General features: G+C 62.7%; 20 protein-coding genes, 1 tRNA gene and 4 pseudogenes. 9 read left to right on the top strand and 16 right to left on the bottom strand.

From position 1 onward, the window contains the following. Positions 1-52: 52 nt before the first annotated feature. From J3489_RS06355 to J3489_RS06330, 6 genes are all read right to left on the bottom strand, one after another. Positions 53-940, bottom strand: coding sequence for an ABC transporter substrate-binding protein (locus J3489_RS06355; protein ID WP_206996859.1), 888 nt, complete (start codon positions 938-940; stop codon positions 53-55). 157 nt (positions 941-1,097) lie between these two features. Next, complete coding sequence (locus J3489_RS06350; protein ID WP_206996858.1) at positions 1,098-1,742, bottom strand: hypothetical protein; 645 nt, start codon at positions 1,740-1,742, stop codon at positions 1,098-1,100. Positions 1,743-2,069: 327 nt separating this feature from the next. Then, positions 2,070-2,876 (bottom strand): ABC transporter permease, encoded by an 807-nt coding sequence (locus tag J3489_RS06345; RefSeq protein ID WP_206996857.1) that lies wholly within the window; start codon positions 2,874-2,876, stop codon positions 2,070-2,072. Positions 2,877-2,887: 11 nt separating this feature from the next. Next, entirely contained in the window at positions 2,888-3,670 is a 783-nt protein-coding gene (locus J3489_RS06340) for an ABC transporter ATP-binding protein (RefSeq protein WP_206996856.1), read from the bottom strand. Beyond that, positions 3,670-4,632 carry a phytanoyl-CoA dioxygenase family protein gene (locus J3489_RS06335; protein ID WP_206996855.1) on the bottom strand — a complete coding sequence of 321 codons (963 nt, stop codon included), beginning with the start codon at positions 4,630-4,632 and terminating at the stop codon, positions 3,670-3,672. The genes J3489_RS06340 and J3489_RS06335 overlap by 1 nt, the downstream gene beginning before the upstream one ends. A gap of 118 nt (positions 4,633-4,750) precedes the next feature. Further along, positions 4,751-6,193 (bottom strand): MmgE/PrpD family protein, encoded by a 1,443-nt coding sequence (locus tag J3489_RS06330; protein WP_206996854.1) that lies wholly within the window; start codon positions 6,191-6,193, stop codon positions 4,751-4,753. 856 nt (positions 6,194-7,049) lie between these two features. Between J3489_RS06330 and J3489_RS06325 the strand changes: the two genes are divergently transcribed. The 3 genes from J3489_RS06325 to J3489_RS06315 all read left to right on the top strand — a co-directional run bounded on the left by J3489_RS06325 (position 7,050) and on the right by J3489_RS06315 (position 9,745). Next, on the top strand, positions 7,050-7,970 hold the full coding sequence (locus J3489_RS06325) for an SDR family NAD(P)-dependent oxidoreductase (protein ID WP_206996853.1): 921 nt from the start codon (positions 7,050-7,052) through the stop codon (positions 7,968-7,970). Between the two features lie 91 nt (positions 7,971-8,061). After that, positions 8,062-8,811: an electron transfer flavoprotein subunit beta/FixA family protein gene (locus J3489_RS06320; protein ID WP_206996852.1), complete on the top strand. Its 750-nt coding sequence runs from the start codon at positions 8,062-8,064 to the stop codon at positions 8,809-8,811. A 1-nt stretch (position 8,812) separates the two neighbouring features. Continuing rightward, positions 8,813-9,745 (top strand): electron transfer flavoprotein subunit alpha/FixB family protein, encoded by a 933-nt coding sequence (locus tag J3489_RS06315; RefSeq protein ID WP_206996851.1) that lies wholly within the window; start codon positions 8,813-8,815, stop codon positions 9,743-9,745. 123 nt (positions 9,746-9,868) lie between these two features. Here J3489_RS06315 and J3489_RS38755 read toward each other — a convergent pair. Beyond that, a pseudogene (locus tag J3489_RS38755) lies at positions 9,869-9,931 on the bottom strand (hypothetical protein); the annotation flags it as partial. Positions 9,932-9,943: 12 nt separating this feature from the next. Between J3489_RS38755 and J3489_RS38285 the strand changes: the two are divergent. The 3 genes and pseudogenes from J3489_RS38285 to J3489_RS06300 all read left to right on the top strand — a co-directional run bounded on the left by J3489_RS38285 (position 9,944) and on the right by J3489_RS06300 (position 10,672). Further along, positions 9,944-10,072 carry a hypothetical protein gene (locus J3489_RS38285; protein ID WP_255554969.1) on the top strand — a complete coding sequence of 43 codons (129 nt, stop codon included), beginning with the start codon at positions 9,944-9,946 and terminating at the stop codon, positions 10,070-10,072. After that, a pseudogene (locus J3489_RS06305) lies at positions 10,065-10,202 on the top strand (nicotinate-nucleotide--dimethylbenzimidazole phosphoribosyltransferase); the annotation flags it as partial. The gene J3489_RS38285 and the pseudogene J3489_RS06305, both read left to right, overlap by 8 nt. Positions 10,203-10,318: 116 nt before the next feature. Then, positions 10,319-10,672, top strand: a complete 354-nt coding sequence (locus J3489_RS06300) for an EAL domain-containing protein (RefSeq protein WP_206996850.1) — start codon at positions 10,319-10,321, stop codon at positions 10,670-10,672. A gap of 186 nt (positions 10,673-10,858) precedes the next feature. Here the strand turns inward: J3489_RS06300 and J3489_RS06295 are convergent, their stop codons facing one another. Continuing rightward, complete coding sequence (locus J3489_RS06295; protein ID WP_206996849.1) at positions 10,859-12,088, bottom strand: 1-deoxy-D-xylulose-5-phosphate reductoisomerase; 1,230 nt, start codon at positions 12,086-12,088, stop codon at positions 10,859-10,861. 98 nt (positions 12,089-12,186) lie between these two features. Then, positions 12,187-12,357 (bottom strand): annotated as a pseudogene (locus tag J3489_RS37445) (zinc-binding dehydrogenase); the annotation flags it as partial. Positions 12,358-12,729: 372 nt separating this feature from the next. Between J3489_RS37445 and J3489_RS06285 the strand changes: the two are divergent. Then, complete coding sequence (locus J3489_RS06285) at positions 12,730-13,620, top strand: AraC family transcriptional regulator (protein WP_242539836.1); 891 nt, start codon at positions 12,730-12,732, stop codon at positions 13,618-13,620. A 68-nt stretch (positions 13,621-13,688) separates the two neighbouring features. Then, positions 13,689-14,165: an enoyl-CoA hydratase/isomerase family protein gene (locus J3489_RS06280; protein WP_206996847.1), complete on the top strand. Its 477-nt coding sequence runs from the start codon at positions 13,689-13,691 to the stop codon at positions 14,163-14,165. Positions 14,166-14,525: 360 nt separating this feature from the next. Here the strand turns inward: J3489_RS06280 and J3489_RS06275 are convergent. From J3489_RS06275 to J3489_RS06255, 5 genes and pseudogenes are all read right to left on the bottom strand, one after another. Continuing rightward, positions 14,526-14,621 (bottom strand) — tRNA-Sec (locus J3489_RS06275). A gap of 36 nt (positions 14,622-14,657) precedes the next feature. Further along, positions 14,658-16,580 (bottom strand): selenocysteine-specific translation elongation factor, encoded by a 1,923-nt coding sequence (selB, locus tag J3489_RS06270; RefSeq protein ID WP_206996846.1) that lies wholly within the window; start codon positions 16,578-16,580, stop codon positions 14,658-14,660. Then, the gene (selA, locus tag J3489_RS06265; RefSeq protein ID WP_206996845.1) at positions 16,577-18,016 is read right to left on the bottom strand and encodes an L-seryl-tRNA(Sec) selenium transferase; all 1,440 of its coding nucleotides are present in this window, start codon (positions 18,014-18,016) and stop codon (positions 16,577-16,579) included. Before selA ends, selB begins: the two co-directional genes overlap by 4 nt. Next, positions 18,013-18,486, bottom strand: a complete 474-nt coding sequence (fdhE, locus tag J3489_RS06260; protein WP_206996844.1) for a formate dehydrogenase accessory protein FdhE domain-containing protein — start codon at positions 18,484-18,486, stop codon at positions 18,013-18,015. The genes selA and fdhE overlap by 4 nt, the downstream gene beginning before the upstream one ends. A gap of 134 nt (positions 18,487-18,620) precedes the next feature. After that, positions 18,621-18,926, bottom strand: a pseudogene (locus tag J3489_RS06255) (cytochrome b/b6 domain-containing protein); the annotation flags it as partial. Positions 18,927-19,061: 135 nt separating this feature from the next. On the opposite strand from J3489_RS06255, the gene xth reads away from it, so the two are divergent. Next, complete coding sequence (xth, locus tag J3489_RS06250; RefSeq protein ID WP_206996842.1) at positions 19,062-19,838, top strand: exodeoxyribonuclease III; 777 nt, start codon at positions 19,062-19,064, stop codon at positions 19,836-19,838. Positions 19,839-19,931: 93 nt separating this feature from the next. Here the strand turns inward: xth and ntrC are convergent, their stop codons facing one another. Together ntrC and glnL are read right to left on the bottom strand one after the other, a co-directional pair. Then, on the bottom strand, positions 19,932-21,452 hold the full coding sequence (gene ntrC, locus J3489_RS06245) for a nitrogen regulation protein NR(I) (protein ID WP_206996841.1): 1,521 nt from the start codon (positions 21,450-21,452) through the stop codon (positions 19,932-19,934). A gap of 32 nt (positions 21,453-21,484) precedes the next feature. Next, positions 21,485-22,627 (bottom strand): nitrogen regulation protein NR(II), encoded by a 1,143-nt coding sequence (gene glnL, locus J3489_RS06240; RefSeq protein WP_206996840.1) that lies wholly within the window; start codon positions 22,625-22,627, stop codon positions 21,485-21,487. Positions 22,628-22,762 lie beyond the last annotated feature (135 nt).

The following is a 22,762-nucleotide window of genomic DNA, read 5'->3' as shown; positions in this document are numbered from 1 at the left end:
AGAATAAATGGCATGACAACGCCTTCCGCGCCTATACGGCGTCATCAGGCATTTATTGGATCTCCACAAAAGACTTGTCCAACTCGACCGGACTTACTCGCCTATCGACGATTCCGTTCTTAACCTGCCAATCGGCGGTCATCTGCATCGTTGCCTTATCCAGACTTGCCGACAGCGGCCAGTTCATTTGCTCGAATCCCGCGCGAAGGCCCTCTTCGCTGAACGTTGGCCAGTATTTCTTGAGAATCGATTTGGAGCCCTCATAGCCCGCTGCTTTGAGCGCAGCGTTCGCTCGATCAATCGCCCGATTGAACGCGACCAGCGCTTCCTTCTTCGTCGCGACAACCGGACCCGACGCGAAGGCCACCATATACGGCAGTCGATCTGCCGGGGGCAGATCACGCAGCGCGTTGAAAACCACCTTTCCAGCTCCGGACTTGACGACCTCTGAAATGATCGGCTCACCGGTCATCAAGCCATCGATCGCATGGTTGCGCATATTTTCGATGTACAACGCCGGCGACACCGCCACGCTGACGAGGTGCAGGTACTGATCGGGATTCAAACCGCGGGATCTCAAGAGGTGGCGGAGGAGAAGGTCTTGCGTCGTGCCAGGCCCGGAAGTCGCAATTGTCTTGCCGCGCATCGCCTTGACGGCTTCATCGAAGGACGGATTTGGTGGCAGCGATTTCAACAGCTCCGTACTAAGGACCAGCCTCTGCTCGACCCCCACATTCAAGACCGCAAACGCCACCACGTCGGTGTCCTTGGCGCGGAGAGTAAATACGCGCGCCACGCTATCTATCCCGACATCAGCGTCGCCCGAGGCGACAGCCTGCGACGCCATCGGGCCGTTCTTGGCCATGATTGAAGTAACGTTGATCCCCGCATCCTGGAAATAGCCGTTGTCGAGCGCCCAAAAATAATTCAGAAATAACATGCTGACTCCCCCCACTGCGACTCGGAGGCTGAAATTTTTGTTTGCGACCGTCGATAGCGCAGATGCCGGCATCGTCACCGATGTGAATATGGTCAGCGCCAAGCACAATATGCGAATTAGCCGCAATAATCTCATCTCAAATTCTCCCTTGTGCCGTCTACCGCGGAAATTGCAGATAGAGCAATTCGGTTCCTGAGGCGCCGGCGATAAAGTTCGCAGGATCTTCATCCGTTCCCATATGAACAACCGCGCCTTCCTTCAGCTCTTGCCCGTTGAAACACGTGGTACCCGAAACGATGTAGTAGAACTGCCCTCCACCGTCTAGCGGGGCCGATCCTGTAAAGTCGGAGTCTGGCGGCAGCCAAACTAGGGACGCTGCCATGCCGTCTGCTTCACGCGCGAAGATGTCCCGCTCAGTGAGCATGAGAGGATTGCCGGAACCGCCGGAAGTGAAGGGAGCAACTGGGCCGCCCATCTTGTGCCGGGGCGCACCTCGCAACTGGTCCCGCGATTCGGGCATGTAACGGGCCTCATGGTCAATGCCGCTTCGAAAGACCATGTAGTGCAAGCCTTTTGCTGATGCAGTTATCGGACCGTAGCCGGTATATGCACTGCTGTATTGCACGGTAATTGGCCGTCCGACGAACCGGCCAAACGTGCCCTCTCCCGCAACCACAACCTGGAATTGGTTCACGATATGGAAATGAGCACGGATTACCGAGTGAGGCTCCTGCTCAATAAGCTTACAGTTGGGAAGCGGGTCCCCGCTCTCGCCAACGGGAGGGATCAGATCGCTGCGCATGACGGTGCCTGAATTGGGCTCTCCAGGCTTGGATGAAAATTGACGTCCTCGACGATTTGCCTGGGCTACTTCCCTGGTTCCAACTAGCGGCATGGCGATACCTCCGTATGAGGATAGTGCGTTCTAGACTTAACGCCCCCACTCGTCGCTTTTTGGAGCTGACACGTCGCCCTGATATCAAGACAGCGGGGGTTAATACAGATGGTCTTCAATTGCAATCCACAGTTCGACTCCAAGTTTTCCTTTAAGGCGGCTTCAAGCTACCGATAGGAGCTCCCCGGCGGGTTCCCTATTAAGGTCGTCCTATACATCAGGCGGCGAAGTGACTCAGATCGTGGGCCGGCCGCGAGCATCAGTCGCCTTCCATCGCATCAGACGGCGCTCCAGTTTGCCGAGGCCGACGTTGATCAAAGAAACCATGGTGACGAGCACGGTCAAGTAGGCGAACATCGAGCGTGTTTCGAAAGTCCCCTGAAACCACGTGATCATGTAACCCAAGCCGCGATTGGAGGCGATGAATTCCCCGGTGATGGCGCCGATGAACGCATAAGGGAAAGACACTCTGATGCCGGAGATCACCCAAGGGAGCGCAGACGGCACGATCGCGTAGCGAAACACCTGCCAGCGGCTGCCGCCCATGATTTCCACGGTCCGCGGCATCCGTTCATCCATGTTTTTTACACCGGAGTACGTGCTGAAGTGCATTAAAAAATATACCAGCAAAGCACTCAACGCCACCTTCGAGGACATGCCAATGCCAAACCACAGCAGGAACAACGGGGCCAACGCGATCTTCGGTACTGAGTACAACGCGTTAAAATACGGCGCCACGATCCGATCGGTTAAGTAAGATCGACCTAGAATCAGGCCAGTGGTAAAACCAGTCACCCCGCCAATCAGAAATCCCAGCAGTGCTTCGCTCACGGTGATCCAGGTGTTTCGCAGGATACCGTCCCAGTTCTCGGGTAGTGCGGACAAAATCCTCGACGGCGCAGGAAGGAACAACTCGCGTACATAATTGCGCGCGATGTATTCCCAGATACCCATAAAGAGGAGGAATATCGACACCTGCGCCAGCGGCACCAGCCACGACCGGGAGCGCCGCAATGTGGGCTTTTTTTCGACCGACTGCATTGTCGCTAGACTCATACCATTCCCCGTTGCAGGGCGTTCCAAAGCTCGGCATAACAATCCTTGAAGCCGATGTCCAGTTGAATACGGGACGGGTCGCGTGGCCGTGGGATTCCGACCTTAATGCGCGCTATGCATTGCGCAGGCCGCTTTGATAACACGATGATCTCATCCGACAAAGTAATTGCCTCGGTCAAGTCGTGCGTGATGAAAATCACGGCCGGCCGTGTATGCTCCCACAGCTCGAGCAGTTCCCGCTGCAAGTCGATCCGCGTCTGCGCGTCAATATTCCCGAACGGCTCATCCATCAGCAGCACGCCTGATTCATAGACTAGCGTCCGCGCAATCGCCAGCCGCTTGCGCATGCCCCCTGATAGCTGATGCGGGTAATGTGACTCGAACCCCTCCAGCCGCACCTTACGTAGCACTTCGGTGACCGCCGGTCGAATCCGCGCCAAAGGCCACTTTCTGATTTTGAGCGGCAACGCCACATTGTCGAACGTCGTGGCCCACGGCATCAGCCGGTCGTCCTGCGGAACCAAGCCCATCGTCGACTGCGTGCTCGTCACCACCTTTCCGCCATGGAACACCATTCCTGCAGTTGGCCGTTCCACTCCGAGCACGAAATTCAGTAGAGTCGACTTGCCGCACCCGCTCGGGCCCACAATGCTGACGAAGGTTCCGCTGTTTACGTTCAGATTCAGATTTCGCAAAACCTCTGTACTGGAGTCCCGACTCTCGAATGTGTGGGATACCCCACGAAGTTCGACTGCGCTCTGGGCGATCTGGATATCCATCACTGAAAACTCCGCCGTGCCCTTTCCGACGAGTTCAGCCGCACGACTGCTGCAACGGCTCCATTGCGCTCTGCCACAATTTGGCTACCCGGTGGCATGACGGTAGCTGCCTCTTCCGGCGTCAGCCGAGGACCTCCATCGAAGTTCCAGAAGTAGGTCGTCTCATCGACCGCCAATCGGACACTCTCGGCGGAGTTTAGTTGAATGGTTAGCTCATTCTGATTAAGACCTGTGAGCGTACCCAAGATCGGATGAGGATCGCTCTTGCGTTGGCATCGCAAATCCATTGACATTCGAATGCCGTCTGACCGATTGACGAGGCCACTGTGCGGCATGTCTTGGTGGAACATCACGAGGTCACCCGGACTATATGGCCCAGCCCTCCAGGCACTCTCAGGTACCGCATCCGATGGAATGTTGTAACTGGGTGGGTTGGCAATATCATGTAAAAGCCCCCTCTTGTGCATGCCGGGCGCGAGGGCTAATCCACCCATCCGATCATCGATCTCATTCAATGGAATCCACAGCGTTCTGAAACCAAGTTTTCCAGTGAAGTACGAGTCCTGGTGTGCATAAAGATGACTTCTAACATCACTGCCCTCCGCGGGCAGAACGCCACGATACTCAGACACCGGAATCCACCAGGGCTCATCGCCAAGGATCTTCGTTAACACCGAGTTGACCGGCGGAGACGCGACGAAGCGCTGCCAGACGCCATCGTTGTGAAGCTCATTAAGTCGGCTCTTGTAGTCAGAAGGCCGATTCCCCGTCCAGTGTGTATCGGAGTCAAGCCCCAGAAGTTGCCGTTGGCGCAGCGCCGCAACGTAGGCGTCACGGACCAGGGCTATAGATGCTTTATCAAGCAGACCACGGAAGAACAAGTAGCCGTCGGCTGAAAATCGCTCGTCCAGCGCCCAGCTACCGCCTACAACATCAATATTGGCTACGTCGAGAAATTGCATCAAGTCCTCCAGTCTTTTTGAAGGAGATCATTAAGGCTAGCTGCGATAGCGGGACACGTTGTCCCTAGCCGGCGTGTCGCCGGAGTGCTCAAGATCTCACGACCGCCGCTGTGGATCATCATTGGCCCGCCGCCATGGCAAGGAGCTCGCTGAGTTCCGTGGTTTGACTGGCCGAGTCCAAGCCGGCGACGGCCTCAATGATGCGATCGACTGTATTCGTCTGGCCGGAAGTTGCCGGGACCGATTCCAGAACACTGGAGCGAAGTTTCGCCTCCAAGTCCTCGTCCGTAAGGGCCACGTCGGGAGGTGATCCTACGCACCGCTCAACGAATTCGCTTTCAGAGCCGAGCCCGTCTGCTTCGATTTCGAGTAGCGCTTGGCCCAGCGCAATCTTTGAATCGAACACGATGCGTATCAGCCTCCTTTTCTCGTCAACTTGGGGGTCTGAGCGAAACTGCTCATAGAGGTGCGAGGCACGGAAGTCGCCGTGTGTCAGCATGACTGCAACGCAGTAGGGGATATCAAACTTCGCCTCAAGGTAGCTCGCTGGAGCATCAACCTTGTCCTGGGCCCACTTCATGCCGGCGAACCAGCTTGGTACACTTAGGACGACTTTGGTAAGCCGCGCCGTCAGAAGTTCAGGACGACGCCGAATCATTCGTTCCGCCGCGTCGAGCGGCGCATGCATGCCGTGGCCTGTCGGCCAGCGCTTCAGAACGATGCCTGGGATACGCCACGTTGTTCCAAGCTCACCGATAGCGGCAGCCATCCGCGCCACAGCGTCGTCCGCGTCGTCGCACATCGCTGAAACAACGCCGCCGAGGCCCTCGATGGCATCAGGAGCGCTGGTGAAACCTCTCGCGGCAAGGCCAACCGCGACGACTCCAGCTCGCGCCGCGTTTCCCACTCCGTAGGCCTTCATGTCACTGCCAAACATCACCGTATAGCCGACGGATGTACCCAACGCTATTCCAATGGCGGCTTCTAGCTTGTCAACCCCCAATCCCTGAATGAGGCCGCACCCCACGGCCGCACCGATCCCCCCTGCCACGCTGGTCAGGTGGAAACCTCTGTCGTAAGCCGTCGGGGCAAGCCCAAGACCTACAGCTATTTCCACCTCCGTGCCGATGCTCACCGCCTCAAGAAACTGCTGTCCAGTGCACTTCGCGTCGTATGCAAATGGAAGTAGGGCGCCGCAAACCGCCGCGGTGGGATGGATCCGGGCCGCAAAGAACGAGTCATCGAAATCTTCCAGGTGAATCATCGCTCCGGTGATGAACGCAGCATCGGCGACCGAAAGGCGATTCGAACGCCAGGGTATGAGGGCGCCGCCACTGATTCCAGCTGACTGATCGGAGGCGTAACCAATCGCGGCGGTCATAGCCGAACGATGACTACCAAGCGCGGCAGCGCCCAAAGCGTTCATGATTGCGCGCTTGGTGGCCGCAAGTATTTCCGGAGGAACCCCCCGGGCGCGCAGTGCCAGCGCACGTTCTGCGAGATTCCTCGAGAGACCGGGGGCCGCAGCAGGTGCGACGCGGCTACTCTGTTCCTGTTTCATCTTTGTAATGTGTCCCAGTAGGTACGTTTCTGTCACCGAAAATAACCATAACCTCGTTATAACTAAGCGCTCACTTCCCGAGAGGTATCGCGCTTCCGTAACGGGTTCGGCAGTCCGTAAACGATGCCATGGATACGACGCATCGGTTACCGCAATCCCCCGAGTGTTGTGCCTGATTCTGCGAGTGATATCCCCCCACGCGAACAGGAGATCAAACCCCGCGGGCGCGCAGGGCAAGCGCACGTTATAACCATAATCTTGTTATAACTAAGCGCTCGCTTTCCGACAAGTATCGCGCTTCCGGAACGGGTTCGGCAGTCCGCATTTACCCTGATCGGTTCTCCTCCTGTCACTCGGCAGATCGCGCCGCAATGGCGGCGCACGTAGCACGTACGCCAAGCTCATCCGCGTTGAATTGACCAGCATCGTGCGCAGGCCGCCCAATGACAGGCCAGTCACCTTGAACGTCGTCGGGTTTGCCGCCTCCCTTGCCGCAAGCGGCAGGACTTGACGCCACGCGCAGGACCTTCTACGCTACTAAGCAAGCGCTCAGAGACCTGTCTATCTCGGAGAAGCGGCATGGGAGCTCCCGCCGGCCGGCAAATCGATCAAGAACCGCGGTCGCAGCTGAGGCCAGCTAGCTAGGTGCGCAACCCGCCCCTCTCGGACGAGACCGCTGCCGCGAAAGCCCGAGGAGATGATGGTCAGCGCATTCAGGCGAGTCACGCGTGCGGGAAGAGCTTGTCTGCGGCGAAAAGGATCGTGGTCAGCAGGACGCGTGGTTCTGAACGGCAACGCAACGCACCAGCCATCCTGAAACTCATCATCGGCCGCAACCTGGCCTGAACCCTGAACCATGAAAAAGATCGATTTGAAAGGCCGTGTGGCCATCGTCACCGGCGCCGGCGCGGGCCTTGGCCGCGAACATGCACTCCTGCTCGCCCGCCTGGGCGCGCGCGTCGTCGTGAACGACCTCGGCAGCGACGTCAACGGCCGCGGAGGGTCGCTTTCCGCCGCCCAGCGCGTCGCCGACGAAATTTGCGCACTTGGCGGCGAAGCCTTCGCCAACGGCGCTTCCGTGACCGACTATCCACAGGTGCAGCGCATGGTCGCGCAGACGCTGGATCGCTGGGGCCGCGTGGACATCCTCGTCAACAACGCCGGCATCCTGCGGGACAAGACCTTCAGCAAGATGGAGCTTGAAGACTTCCGCGCGGTGATCGAGGTGCACCTGATGGGTGCCGTGCATTGCACGAAGGCCGTGTGGAATACCATGCGCCGCCAGCAGCATGGCCGCATCGTCATGACGACCTCGTCTTCCGGCCTGTACGGCAACTTCGGCCAGTCCAACTACGGCGCCGCCAAGATGGCGCTGGTCGGCTTGATGCAGACCCTGGCGCTGGAAGGCGAGAAGTACGGCATCCGCGTCAACTGCCTGGCGCCGACCGCGGCCACGCGCATGTTCGAAGGACTCATGGCGCAGGACAAGCTGCACGCCTTGCCACCCGCCGCGGTCAGTCCGGCGCTGGGTGCGCTGGCCGGGGACGATGCACCCACGCGCATGGTGCTGTGCGCCGGTGCAGGCAGCTTCGAGGCCGCGCACGTGACCCTGACGCGCGGAGTCCACCTGGGCACGGGCGACGACGTGGTTCACGAGCTGGCCGCGCGTCTGCCCGATGTGGCCGAGCGGCGCGACGAGACGGTCCCGCGCAGCGGCGCGGCGCAGGCCGAACTGGAACTGGCCAATGCAGCCCCGCAATTTCAGGAGACCTCATGACCGAAGCCGTCATCACGGGGGCATGGGCGCCGCTGCGTTGTTAGAGCTGGCGTGAAACGGCGCGCAGCATTGAAATGAGAGGACAGACGAAATGAAAGCATTGGTCGCGGTCAAACGGGTGGTCGATTTCAACGTGAAGGTCCGCGTCAAGTCGGACAACACGGGCGTGGACATCGCCAACGTGAAGATGAGCATGAACCCCTTCGACGAGATCGCTGTCGAAGAGGCCGTGCGCCTCAAGGAAAAGGGCGTGGTCACCGAGGTGGTCGCCGTCTCCTGCGGCGTGGCGCAATGCCAGGAAACGCTGCGCACGGCGATGGCCATCGGCGCCGATCGCGCGATCCTGGTCGAAACGGCCGACGAGCTGCAGCCGCTGTCGGTGGCCAAGCTGCTCAAGGCCATCGTCGACAAGGAACAGCCCGGGCTCATCATCCTGGGCAAGCAAGCCGTCGACGACGACTGCAACCAGACCGGCCAGATGCTGGCCGCACTTGCTGATCTGCCGCAAGCGACCTTCGCGAGCAAGGTCGAAGTGGCCGATGGCCGCGTCCGTGTCACGCGCGAAGTCGACGGCGGCCTGGAGACCGTGTCGCTGTCCCTGCCGGCAGTCGTCACGACGGACCTGCGCCTGAACGAGCCGCGCTACGTCACGCTGCCCAACATCACGAAGGCGAAGAAGAAGCAGCTCGACACCTACAAGCCGGCCGACCTCGGCGTTGACATCAAGCCGCACCTGAAAATCCTGAAGGTCACCGAACCCGCCAAGCGCGGCGCCGGCGTCAAGGTGCCGGACGTGGCGACGCTCGTCGCCAAGCTGAAGAACGAAGCAAAGGTGATCTGACATGACCGCACTTGTCATTGCCGAACACGACAACACGTCGATCAACGGCGCGACCCTCAACACCGTCACGGCGGCCGGCCAATGCGGCGGCGACGTGCATGTGCTCATCGCGGGCCACAACGCCGGTGATGCGGCCAAGGCTTCGGCGCAGATCGCGGGCGTCGCCAAGGTGTTGCACGCCGACGCCGAGTACTTCGCACACAGCCTCGCCGAGAACGTGGCCGCGCAAGTGCTCGCGATCGCGGGCAGCTACAGCCACATCCTGTTCCCGGCCACGGCCAGCGGCAAGAACATCGCGCCGCGCGTGGCCGCCAAGCTTGACGTCGGCCAGATCAGCGACATCACCAAGGTCGATGCCGCCGACACCTTCGAGCGCCCGATCTACGCGGGCAACGCGATCGCCGTGGTGCAAAGCCTCGATGAAATGAAAGTGATCACGGTGCGCACAACCGGCTTCGATCCCGCGGCGACCACCGGCGGCTCCGCGTCTGTGGAAACCGTCACGCCGGTTGCCGACAGCGGCAAGAGCAAGTTCGAAGGCAACGAGATCACCCGGAATGACCGTCCCGATCTGACCGCCGCCAAGATCATCGTCTCCGGTGGCCGCGCGCTTGGCTCGGCCGAGAAGTTCGACGAAGTGATGACGCCGCTGGCCGACAAGCTCGGCGCCGCGATCGGCGCCAGCCGCGCCGCGGTCGATGCGGGCTACGCCCCCAACGACCTGCAGGTCGGCCAGACCGGCAAGATCGTCGCGCCGCAGCTGTATATCGCCGCGGGCATCTCCGGCGCGATCCAGCACTTGGCGGGCATGAAGGATTCGAAGGTGATCGTGGCGATCAACAAGGATCCCGAGGCGCCGATCTTCAGCGTGGCGGATTACGGCTTGCAGGCAGACCTGTTCGAAGCGATCCCGCTGATGGTCGCAGCGCTGTGAGCGCGCCTCCAAGGATCGACCCTCGGCTTGGCGGGGCGGTGGGGCGAAGTCCGACTGGGCCGCGAGACCGCCGCAGATTCCGAGGACGGCACCACCGCGCGCCGCGTGGCGCGACACCACATCGGCGATGCCTTGCTCGCGCAGCCGTGCCAGGTCTGATCTGACCTGCTTCGAGCCGGGCAGCACGATCCAGTCGCCATGGTGATCCGCGCGATGTGGGGCCACCGAGCGCCTTCGGTCAAAGACGCCTTCGATCTGTTAGCCAACCAGATGGATGCCCCCCTGGATCGCCGACTTCTCGACCGCATCTTGCTCGGCAAGCCCTGAGATGATCGTGTTCGCGGCCGATCACGGCATCGCCGCGCAAGGCGTTTCCGCCTATCCGAGCGACGTCACCTGGCAGATGGTCGAGAACTTCCTCGCGGGCGGGGCTGCGGTCGCCGTCCTCGCGCGCAAGCTGCAAGTGTTGCAACGCGCGCTGCGTTCTCGCCGAGATGGCAAGCTTCGAAACGGCTGGCGTGTCGAACCGCGTCGACTGACCGGCCTCATCTTCAAGCGTTAGAGGCTGCCCGCATGCGACGATTCGTGCACGAGATGCGGCTCTTCGCGGTCGCACTGCATGAGGACCCGATCGAGCCGCATTTCCAACCGCAATTCTCACTAGCGACGCACAAAATTTTCGGCGCGGAAGCACTCGTGCGCTGGCTGCACCCAGAGCGAGGTCTGATCATGCCGGACACGTTCATTCCGATCGCCGACGAATCTACGATAATCGTGTCACTAGACGAAGCCGTGATCAAAAAGACGTGCGAGCAGATCAGCGCATGGAAACAAGCTGGCTTTCCGGCATTTCCGGTGGCCGCAAGTCCCTGGGCTGGTTCAGCCCACCCCGAAGAGCCGCAAAGTTCCACATCAGAACGGCCCTGATTCTGGGGCAGCCTCAGCCCCCTGCTCAGCCAGCTTCTTTCCCAACGTCGTTCTCGCCCCCTTTGGCCACACGGCCACGTAGGCGCTCATAGCCTCGGTCAAACACCTCATAGTCCGGTGTTTGTGCAGCAAGTCTCGCAAGCAGGTTTGCGAAAGGGGAAGGAGCACTGTTTTTGTCGTTAGCGTTCACCGACCTGTCACTGAACGGTGTGATGGTCGGGCTTGAGCAGTGCGCGCGGCGGCGTGAAGCCGCGACGCGATAAAGTCGAGCGCCGCGCGACGCGCCGTGGCATCGGCATCGAGCACGTCCTCGAGTCCATCAGGTCGGCCGTTCGGCAGCGCGTTGAGCACGGCGCCAACCGTCAGCGCGATATCCGTAAAACCGATGCGCCGTCCAAGGAACGCATCGACGGCAACCTCGTTCGCGCCATTGAGTGTCGCGCTCGCGATGCCACCCGCGTCAAGCGCCTGCATGGCGAGCGCAAGGCAAGGGAAACGCTTGTAGTCGGGCTTCTCGAACGAGAGCGTCGCGACTTGAGCGAGATCGAGCTCGACGACACCCGATTCGACTCGCTCGGGGAACGCCAATGCGTGCGCAATTGGCGTGCGCATGTCGGGATTGCCGAGCTGCGCGAGCACCGAGCCGTCCACAAAGGAGACAAGCGAGTGAATCACACTTTGTGGATGGACGAGGACGTCGATGCGCTCGCTAGGCAGCCCGAACAACCAATGTGCCTCGATCACCTCGAGGCCCTTGTTCATCATCGTCGCCGAATCGACGGAGATCTTGCGGCCCATGACCCAGTTTGGATGTTTGCAAGCTTCTTCGGGGGTGACGTCGGCAAGCGTGCCGGGATCGCGTGTGCGAAACGGCCCGCCCGAGGCGGTGAGAATGATCTTCGCCACCCCGTTGCGCATGGCGACGTCGCGCGGCAGGCACTGAAAGACGGCATTGTGCTCGCTGTCGACCGGCAAGAGCGTCGCGCCGTGATCACGTACGGCCTCCATGAGGATTGCGCCAGACATGACGAGCGCTTCCTTGTTCACGAGTAGAATCCGCTTGCCCGCACGAGCCGCCGCGAGTGTCGGCCGCAAGCCGGCCGCGCCGACGATGGCCGCCACTACAGTGTCACACGCCGCGCTCTTAGACACTTCTACGAGCGCCTGAGGACCGAAGGCGACGTGCGTCGCTAAGCCAGCTGCGCGCAATTGCGTCCCGACGCTTACAGCCGTGCCGGCATCGCCGACCACTGCCACTTCTGGCTTAAATCTCAGGCACTGCCCGACGAGCTTTTCGGCGTTTCGGTGGGCGGCCAGCGCATGAATCGAGAAGCGATCCGGGTGGCGGGCTACGACATCGAGCGTACTGTCGCCAATCGACCCCGTGCAACCGAGGATCGTCAATCTCTTTTTCATAGCTTGTCCTCATGCCTCACCGCATAACGGCACGGCGCAAATCTCGATGCTCTTTGTTGTGCCAGCGTCTTCGGATGCGGCGTGAACGCCGGCCGGCCCACGCCACGACCCAGGGTTCCGTCGCCGCCGACTTCGACGACGACATCGACGCCCCGTCCGCCTGTGATCCGCCGCGCCTCCTCCTGCCATTCGGGATCGCGGCGATAGTTGATCGTGTGATCCGCTTCGAGGGAGCGCGCGCGCTCGAGCTTTTCATCGCTGGAGGCGCTGACCTCACTGCGTCAGGATTCATCGCGGCCGCCGAATTCATAGTCGATACGGCTCAGGCGTGACCCGCACCCCCAGGCCAATGGCTAGTTCCAGAGTCCTGGTCGTTCGCATTCCTCCCGAATGTCCGCCCCTAGAAAATCATGCCGAGCGATCGGGCTCCGCAATGCGGTCGCTCGCCCGCTTCGACCAAGCCCGGATGCCCACTACAGCCTAACCAGGCCGTGAGAAGACGATGCCACGGATACCGCCGTATCGGTGACATCAATCCCGCGAGAGTTGTGCCTGATCCTGCAAACGGACGCACGGGTGAATCTATCTGCAGCTATCATGGGAGGACTGCTACAGATCCCGGATCGGTATCCTTGCCCACTATGAGATTCCATGCCTTCAAGGAAATTTCCCAGCTGGTCGCCCGTCATGCAAAAGACGAAGGTACCAACGCCACAGCTGTCGATAGCCTGTTAGTGGGGCGGCACACTTCCCGTTCGGCGTTGATCCATTGTGCGCAATCCCCGACGTTCGGGATGGTAGTACAGGGCAAAATGAGCATCGAACTTGGTGGGACGATCCAACACTACGGTGTCGGTGACTACCTGTTTGTGTCGTTCGATGTTCCGGTGGCATTCCGGGTTATAGAGGCAAGCGAGGAACAGCCGTGTCTTGGACTAGGTATGGCGATTTCCCCGGAGCGTCTACACGAAGTGCTCGCGAGGGTGGACTTGCCGCCACACCCCGCGGCAACCGAAGGAGCATGCAGTGTCATTGTCGCCCGTGCGAGCCTCGACTTGCTGGATGCGACGCTTCGCCTGTTACGCTTGGTGGATGCTCCTGGCGACATCCAGCCGATGGCACCGCTTATCGAGCAGGAGATCATTTACCGGCTTTTATCCGGGCCGCATGGCGCACGCCTGCTGCAACTGGCCGTGGCCGGCAGTCCAGCCAACGGGATAGCCAAGGCGATCGCCTGGTTGCGCAGGCACTACGCGGTACCACTGCGCATCCCGGAACTTGCCGACCAGATCGGGATGAGCGAGTCCTCATTGCACCACCACTTCAAGGCAATTACCGGCCTCACTCCGATGCAGTACCAGAAGCAACTCCGACTTTACGAGGCACGTCGGCTCATACAGATCGAGCGCCGGAACATCGGCAACGCCGGCTATGCAGTCGGTTATCAGAGCCGATCGCAGTTCAGTCGTGAATACAGTCGGCTATACGGGGTATCGCCACAGCACCACATGAATGGCAGCACTCATGCATGAACGGAGGTAGCTCACCAATCCCAAAACGTTAGGGGAGGCACAGCTCAGCTGGGAGAGCACCTGAACGGTTGATCCTGAAGCGGCGCGTCGAAGGATTTCACGACCTGCGCGGCCTGACGCCCTACACTACCTGGCAGGCGCCGGGCGCGCATTTCTCGACGCTCGCCGAACGCAACGATCTGCGCGCACTGATTCTGACCGGCACCCACGGCCATTTTTGCGCCGGCAACGACCTTCGCGCGGGCGCTGCGCGCGCCTACCAGCCAGGCTACGCGGATCAGCATGCGGCCGTCGTCGAGGGCTGTTTCGACGAACTGCGACGCGTGCCCTTTCCCGTCGTCGCCGCGATCGAAGGCGCTTGCGTAGGCGGAGGATGCGGTCTCGCGAGCCTGTGCGATTTTCGCGTGGCATCGATGACCGCGCGCATTGGCGTCCCGGCGTTGGCACAAGGCAATGCGTATCCTGTCGCGCTGCTTGTGAGGCTCGTCCATATCATCGGGCCGGTCGCCGCGCGGCGCTGGCCGGCGAGATCGTCGCAGCGATGACAGCGACCCGCGCCAGCGACGCGCGCGCTCGATCGCGGCGTTCATCGTGCGTCGCACGGACGCGGGATCCACACCGGGCGATTCCGGCGCGCGCTAAAGGTTGATTTCTTCGAGACTGCGTGCGCGCGTGTTAGGCACCAGCAGGATCATCCGGATTGCGACGACGATCGCCGAACTGTCGTCCTGCCATGTTGCCCTCCATTCCTACCCACAAAACCCATGTCGCTACCCATACTTCGTGCGGAAATTGTGCGGGACCTTGGTGGAAGCAGCAAGCACGTCATTACCCATAAATCGCTTTGAAATCAGCGATCTACAAGACGTTTACGGAAGATGTCGGAATGTCCGGGAAGCCTTGAGTGGCGGAAGGCAGCAGGAGTCGAACCTACCAGGGAACGTCTGACGTCCCCTACTGGGTTTGAAGCCCAGCCGCACCGCCGGATGCGGATGCCTTCCTTCACTTCGTCTTAAAAGCATCGAGCGCCGCGCGCATCAAAGCACCTCGGAGAGGCGGCTGTCGGGGCGCAACACGTGCAGATCGCGCCGGAAGCGAGTATATCCAACGCGATCGAAGAACTCCAAAACCTGGATCGCGCGCTTGCGGCCCAGGCACGTCGCGTCGCAAAAGGGTCGGGCGGCGAGCGCGCCGCCGTGCTCGCCGGCCATCCGGGCGGCAAGCTGCGCCAGCTCGCGCACGGCATCGCGGTGATAGAACAGGTCCCGCACGACTTGATAGACCTCGCCCTGGCGGGCCAGCTTGCGCAGCAATTGCCGGACGCGGTCTTCCGGCGCGCCCGTATGCGCGGCCAGATCCCGCACCCACGGCGGGTCATAGTGTCCGTGGGCAATCAAAGGCAGCAAACGGCCCGCAAGCTGGGTTTCGCTCGCGGTGAAACTCACGGCGTGGCTCGGCAGATGCAGCCATGGTCCGCTGCGCGCGATCTCACCGTCTGCAGCCATGGCGTCGACGAGCGCGCGCCACAGCGTATCCGGCAACCATGGCGCGGCGATACGGCGCAGACGGGCCGCGTCCGGGCCTTGCTCGTCGGGCGAGCTCGCGTGGAATGCCCGTAACGCTTCGATGAGATGCGCGCGCATCCGCTCCCAATGCTCGCGCAGGACAATCTGCACGTCACGCCCGTTGCCGCCCGCAAGCGGCACTTCGATCGCATCGTCCGGCAGCGCGAGCGTATCGGCCTCGCGACCCGTCAAATGCACGAGCGTCGAGCGCGGCATTCCGTACGGAGCGCGTGCGAGCAAAGGCGTGAGCTCACCTTCGTCAAGCCAGGCGGCGAGCGCGTCGAGCCACGCGCGCCTCTCGGGCGTGCGGTGCTTGCGCGCCGGCCCGAACGGGTCGAGCACGCGGCCGCCGCCCACGGTGCGCGTCGCCTGCGCGTTGCGCACGATGAATCGGTCGCCCGGCAGCGCGCAGACCGGCACATCGAACACGAACTGCATGCGCGCGCTCTGCCCTGCAAGGAGCGCGTCGCCTTCGAGCCGCACGACGTGCGCCACGTGATGCGCGGTGCCCAAATGGACATGCAGCGGCGTCCAGTGCTGCAGCGTGAGTTCGGCTTCGGGCAGCAACGCGAGCTCGACATCCAGGCGCCCGGACGCCGCATCGAGCCGCCGATCCACGATCCAGTCGCCGCGCGCGATCCGCTCCTTCGCGATCGCCGCAAGGTTGAGCGCGCAACGTTCGCCCGCGCGCCCCGTCTGTGCGGGCCGATTCTGCGCGTGGACGCTGCGCACCCGCACGGCCTCGCCGCGTGGCATGAGCCATAGCGTGTCCCCTGCGCTCACGCGGCCGGCGAACACCGTGCCGGTCACGATCGTGCCTTGCCCCGCGAGCGTGAAAACCCGATCGACGGCCAGCCTGAACAGGCCGTCGTCGCGACGCGCATGCCAAGCCGCCGCCACAGCGCGCAAATGGGCGTCCAGGGCGTGCATGCCGGCATCGGCCGGCTGTGTGGCGTCGATTTCGAAGACGGGCGCATCGGCGAGCACGGTGTGCGCAAGCCACGCACGGATCTCGTCGCGCACTTGCGCCACGCGCGCCGCATCGGCGCGATCGACCTTCGTGAGCGCAATCGCGCCCTCGCCGATGCCGAGCCATTGCAGGATCGCCAAGTGTTCGCGCGTTTGCGGCATGATGCCGTCGTCGGCGGCGATCACGAGCAGTGCGAAGTCGATTCCGCATGCGCCCGCGGCCATCGTGTGCACGAGCTTCTCGTGCCCCGGAACGTCGATGAAGCCGAGCACGTCCCCGTTCGGAAGCGGCAAGTAGGCGTAGCCGAGTTCGATCGAAATTCCGCGCGCCTTCTCCTCCTTCAGGCGGTCGGTGTCGACACCCGTCAACGCGCGCACGAGCGTGGTCTTTCCGTGGTCGATATGGCCTGCCGTGCCGACGATCACGCGCGCTGCTCCCTGCACTGCGCGACGAACGCCGCTTCGTCTTCGGCTTCGAGGCAGCGCAGATCGAACCGCAACGCGTTGTCAGCGATGCGACCGAGCACCGGGCGCGGCCATTCGCGCAGGCGCTCTTCGAGCTTGCACAGCGCGCGTCCGGAGCGTCTGCCCTGCGCGTCGCGCACGACAAGCCCGTAGCTCGGCAGCCGGTCGACCGGCAGCGCGCCGCTGCCGATCTGGCTGAACATCGGCTCGACGCTCACTTCGTACGTTTCGCCCAGCGTTCCCTGCAAGACGGGCAGCAGGCGTTGCGCGCAGACGTGCATCTCGGGGGCCGGGCGCGTCAGGAGGCGTAGTGTCGTCAGCCGCTCGCGCAAAAACTCGGGCGCCCGGTACAAACGCAGAACGGGCTCCAGTGCCGCGAGCGTGAGCTTGCCGACACGCAGCGCGCGCTTGAGCGGATGCCCCTTGATGCGCGCAATCAGATCGGCGCGGCCGACGATCAGCCCGGCCTGCGGCCCGCCCAGCAGCTTGTCGCCGCTGAACGTGACGAGATCGGCACCCGCCTCGAGGGTTTCGCGCACCGTTGCTTCGTGCGGCAGCCCCCATTGCGTCAGATCGACTAACGAGCCGCTGCCGAGATCGACGGCGAGCGGCAGTCCATGCTCATGGGCCAGTGGCGCCAGCTCGTCGAGCTCGACTGCCTTCGTGAAGCCGCTGATCGCATAGTTGCTGCAGTGGACCTTCATCAGCATCGCCGTGCGCGGCCCGATCGCTTCCCTGTAGTCCTTGAGGTGCGTGCGGTTGGTCGTGCCGACTTCGCGCAACTTCGCGCCTGCGCGGTTCATGATGTCGGGGATGCGGAACGCGCCGCCGATCTCGACGAGTTCGCCGCGCGAGACGACAACCTCCTTTTTCGACGCCAGCGCCGACAGCACCAGCAGCACCGCCGCCGCGTTGTTGTTGACGACCGTCGCGGCCTCGGCACCGGTCAGTTCGCAGATCAGCCCGTCGATCAAATCGTCGCGATCGCCGCGGCTGCCGTGCGCGAGATCGAACTCGAGGTTGACCGGCTGCGTGAGCGCGGCGGCGACTGCGCGCACCGCTTCGTCGGGCAGCAAGGCGCGCCCGAGATTGGTGTGCAACACGGTGCCCGTGAGGTTGAACACGGTGCGCAGACGGCTTTGCGCATCGGCGGCGAGTGCGCGGGAGACGTCGCCGGCGATACGCGTCTCGTCGAGCGGTTCGGCGCTGCCGCCGGCCCGTACGCTCGCCTGCGCGCTCTGCCGCCAGGCGTCGAGCACGGCGCGCACCGCGGCCAGCACGCGCGTGCGGCCATAGTCGGCGATCAGCGGTTCGAGCGGCGCCGACGACAAGACGCGCTCCACCGAAGGCACGCGCGCGAGCAGCGCGTTCAAGGCGTTGGCGGAGACTTCGCTCATGACGCGTCCCGTCGGGCCGCCCCAAGGGGCGGAGCGGGGAATTCGCGGAGCACCGCTCCGCGCCTGCGCAGCCGGCCGGCTTTGCAAAGCCGGCCGTGGACGGCGTCGGCCCCCTCGGGGGCAGCGAACGCAAGTGAGCGTGGGGGTGGTACATGACGCCTGCGGCCACAGCAGACGGGAGCGCGTTCGAACGTCAGCGCGCTGACGAGCGGCATCGAATTCGCCTGGGCCTGCTGCAACACTTCGCGCGAAGGCAACTTCGCCTGCAGGCTCTCGATCAGGCGTTGCTGCGCTGCAGCAACCGAGGCCATGAGACGCACATAGCCGCCGATCGGATTGGCGTTGGCGAGCCCGCGCAGGCGCGCCGCTCGCGCGGCGAACACCGTCGCGCGTTCGGGAAGCCGAATGCGCGGGGTCGCGGCATGCTCGAGCGATTCGATCTGTCCGGGTTCGAGAATTCGCTGAATCACTTTTCCCCTCGAGACGCGCGAGAGCGGCGGCTTCGCGCATGGATGCGGTGCCGGCCATCTTACTGTGACGCAAGTCCTTGATGCTATTAGCGATTACTCTGCCGGAACGGCAATGGCCCCTGGCCGCCGCCGTGCTACTTGATGCTCTCCCGAAACCACTTCGGATGATGCTTCCTTGCCCACCCGAGCGTGACGGTGCCGCGGGTCATGGCCCCGACGGACCCCTTGACCCAAAGCGCCGCATAGATATGCACGATGATCCCGACGATCAGCAAGAACGCCGCCACCGCGTGCACCACGACGGCAAGGCGAATCACCGCGACCGAAAAATACGCCTCGAAGCAGCGCCGCCAGATTACGATCCCGCTCGCGAACAACAGCGCGACACAGGCCGCCATCACGAAGAACAGCACCTTTTGCCCGGCGTTATAGCGGCCGACATATGCAGCCCCGGATAAACGCCGAATCATACTGCGCCGCACCCTTGAAAGCCTTCCCAGAACGTCGGCTCGCGCTTATGATCGGCCATCTGAAAACAGCCCGCAAACCCTTGCCCAGCAAGGATGAGGAAAAACATGAAGATTGCGACGTGGAATGTGAACTCCCTGAAGGTGCGCCAGCAGCACGTAATCGATTGGCTCGAGCTGAGCCGCGCCGACGTGCTGTGCCTGCAGGAATTGAAACTGCCCGACGAGAAATTCCCGCGCGCCGAACTCGAGGCGAAGGGCTATCGAAGCTGGTTCGCCGGGCAAAAGACCTACAACGGCGTCGGCATTCTCGTGCGCGAAGGCCTTGCCGTCGACGAGGCGAGCGTCGTGCGCAATATCCCGGGTTTCGAAGATCCGCAGCAGCGGGTGATCGCAGCGACGGTCAACGACGTGCGGATCGTTTCGGCGTACTTCCCGAACGGGCAAGCACCCGGCACCGACAAATTCGCCTACAAGCTGCGCTGGCTCGACGCACTGCACGACTGGCTCGCCGCTGAAATCGCGCAGCACCCGAAGCTCGCGCTGCTCGGCGACTACAACATCGCGCCGGAAGACCGCGACGTGCACGACCCGAAAGCGTGGGAAGGACAGAACCTCGTGTCGCCGGAAGAACGCGCGGCGTTCGTGCGGCTGATCGAACTCGGCTTCGTCGACTCCTTCCGGAAGTTCGAGCAGCCCGAGAAGACGTTCACATGGTGGGACTATCGGATGATGGCGTTTCGCCGCAATGCGGGGCTGCGGATCGACCACATCCTGCTCTCGCCCGCGCTGGCAGCGAGCTGCACGGCGTGCGAGGTCGACAAGACGCCGCGCAAGTGGGATCAGCCGTCGGATCACACGCCGGTGGTCGCGCAGATCGGATAAAGCGCCGACGCCTCACGGAACTTCACGAGCCGCCGCGCCTGGGTTGAAACGGCAGCGCGCGCCCGACCCACGCGGGCCGCGCCGCCTGCCGCGTCACGGCTCGAGATGCAGCTCCTGGATCTTGCGCGTGATCGTATTGCGGCCGATGCCGAGCCGTTCCGCGGCTTCGACTTTGCGGCCGCGCGTGAAGTCGAGCGCTTCGCGAATCACCGCGGCTTCGAAGCGCCGCGCCAATTCATCCATCACATCGGCGAAGTTCTCGCGCAAGAGCCGCGCAACCTCGGTACGCAGCCCGCTCTCCCAAGCGCTCATGGACGCCGCGTTCGGCACGCCGCCGAGCGTCGACGGCGCCGCCGGCACGCTCATCGCGCCGTTCGCGCCGGCGTTGCCCGGCACGCCGCTCGTCACCGCGTGCCCGGCCGCGGCGGCGCTCGCGACGATTTCTTCCGCGCCCACACGAGCCGGCACGAGATCGGGAGGCAAATCCTTGATCTCGACCGTCTGCGCCGGCGCCATCACGGTCAGCCAGTTCGCGAGGTTCTCGAGCTGGCGCACGTTGCCCGGAAACGGCAGCGACGCCAGATAGGCGAGCGCTTCGTCGGACACCCGTTTGGGCTCGACGCCGAGATCGCGCGCGCTCTTTTGCAGGAAGTGGCGCGTGAGCAGCGGGATGTCCTCGCTGCGTTCGCGCAGCGCCGGCAAGCGCAGACGAATCACGTTGAGCCGGTGATACAAGTCCTCGCGAAAGAGGCCTTGCCGCACGCGCGATTCGAGATTCTGATGCGTCGCTGCGATCACCCGCACGTTCGCGCGCAGCGGATTGTGGCCGCCGACGCGATAGAACTGCCCGTCCGACAGCACGCGCAGCAAGCGCGTCTGCAGATCGAACGGCATGTCGCCGATTTCGTCGAGGAACAGCGTGCCGTTTTCCGCCTGCTCGAAGCGGCCCTGCCGCATCGCCTGCGCGCCGGTGAACGCACCGCGCTCGTGGCCGAACAGTTCGGACTCCAGCAGATCCTTCGGAATCGCCGCGGTGTTGAGCGCGATGAACGGCCCGTTTGCGCGCGGGCTATGCCGGTGCAGCGCGCGCGCGACAAGCTCCTTGCCGGTGCCCGATTCGCCCGTGATCAGCACGGTCGCCGCGGAATGCGACAGGCGTCCGATCGCGCGGAACATGTCTTGCATCGCGGGCGCCTGGCCGAGCATTTCGGGGGCTTCGGCAACGCGCTCGTCGACCGCATGCGCGCCGCGCAAGCTCTCGTCGACGGCGCGCCGGATCAGCTCGACGGCCTTGTCGACGTCGAACGGCTTCGCGAGATATTCGAACGCGCCGCCTTGAAACGCCGCGACGGCACTGTCGAGATCGGAGAACGCCGTCATGATGATGACGGGCAGCCCCGGCAGCCGCTCGCGCACGGCCTGCAGCAATTCGAGGCCCGAGCCGCCCGGCATCCGGATATCGGATACGAGCACTTGCGGGTTCTCATGGTCCAGCGCGCTGAGCGCATCGCGCACATTGGCGAAGCTTCTCGTCGCGAAACGCTCGCGGGCGAGCGCCTTTTCGAGCACCCAGCGGATCGATTGGTCGTCGTCTACTATCCAGATCGGCTTCATATGGTCGGTCAGAAGGCGTTATGTGCGGGTGATCAAGTTTCGAGCGGAAGCAAAATCTGAAATTCGGTGTGCCCCGGGCGGCTTTCTACTTCGATCAGGCCGTCGTGCTGCTGCACGAAAGTCTGCGCGAGCGTGAGCCCGAGACCGCTGCCGTCCTCGCGCCCCGACACGAGCGGATAAAAAATCCGGTCGCGAATCTCTTCGGGAATGCCTGGCCCGTTGTCGATGACATGCAAGTCCAGTGCCAGTTTGCAAAGGCGCTTGGCGATCGTGACCTTGCGCGCGATCCGCGTGCGCAGCTCGATCTTCGCATCGCCCTGAGAAATGCGATCGCGCAGCGCCTGCGCTGCGTTGCGCACGATGTTGAGGAGCGCTTGGATCAACTGCTCCTTGTCGCCGCGAAAGTCCGGCAGGCTCACGTCGTAATCGCGCTCGATCGTAAGGCCGCGCGGAAACTCCGCGAGAATCACCGCGCGCACGCGCTCGCACACCTCGTGAATATTCACGTCGCCGACGACATGCGGATGGCGATGCGGTTCGAGCAGTCGATCGACAAGCGTCTGCAGCCGGTCCGATTCCTTGACGATGACCTGCGTGTACTCGCGCAAGTCATGGCGCTCGCGCGCGCCGAGTTCGAATTCGAGCAGTTGCGCCGCGCCGCGAATCCCGCCCAGCGGGTTCTTGATTTCGTGCGCGAGATTGCGGATCAACTGCTTGTTGACCGCAGTCAGGTCGTGAATGCGCTCTTCGCGGTCGCTCTTCAAATGTCGCTCATTCTCGAAGAGTTCGAGCAGCACGTAGTCCTGCGCGACTTCGAGAAAGCCGACGATCACATGCACGTGCAGCGGCTCGCGTCCGGGGCGCTCGAGCACGGCATCGAGATGCGTTGCATGGAAACGGTGCTCGGCGATCGCGCCTATGGTCGTGACGAGCTCTTCCGCATTCGTGAAGATGTCGGACCACAGCATCTGCGCCAACTGCTTGCGCGACAGATCGAGCATCGACTCGGCCGACGGGTTCGCGAACGCCACGCGCAGCGCCCGCTTGTCGAGCACGAGCACCACGGTCGGCAACGCTTCGAGGCCCGGCAGCAGCCCGGAATTGACGAGCTGCACGTCGTCGGACAGCGAGTCGGCGTGCCCTTTCTTCGCTTTGATCAAGTTCTTGAGGACCATCTTTCGATTGCGCCGAAGTCAAACAGAAAAAAGCGAGGGAAAACCAAACCCACCTGCGACGGCGTTGACTCGGGTCGACCGCTCTGCATGGGACCCGAGTAACCGCTAAAGCGCCAACTCGGGTCGACAAAAAAG

The organism is Trinickia mobilis (assembly GCF_017315705.1).
GTDB classification, from domain to species: domain Bacteria; phylum Pseudomonadota; class Gammaproteobacteria; order Burkholderiales; family Burkholderiaceae; genus Trinickia_A; species Trinickia_A mobilis.
Note: the sequence above shows the minus strand (reverse complement) of the source record. Positions and strands in the feature narration are given on the sequence as shown.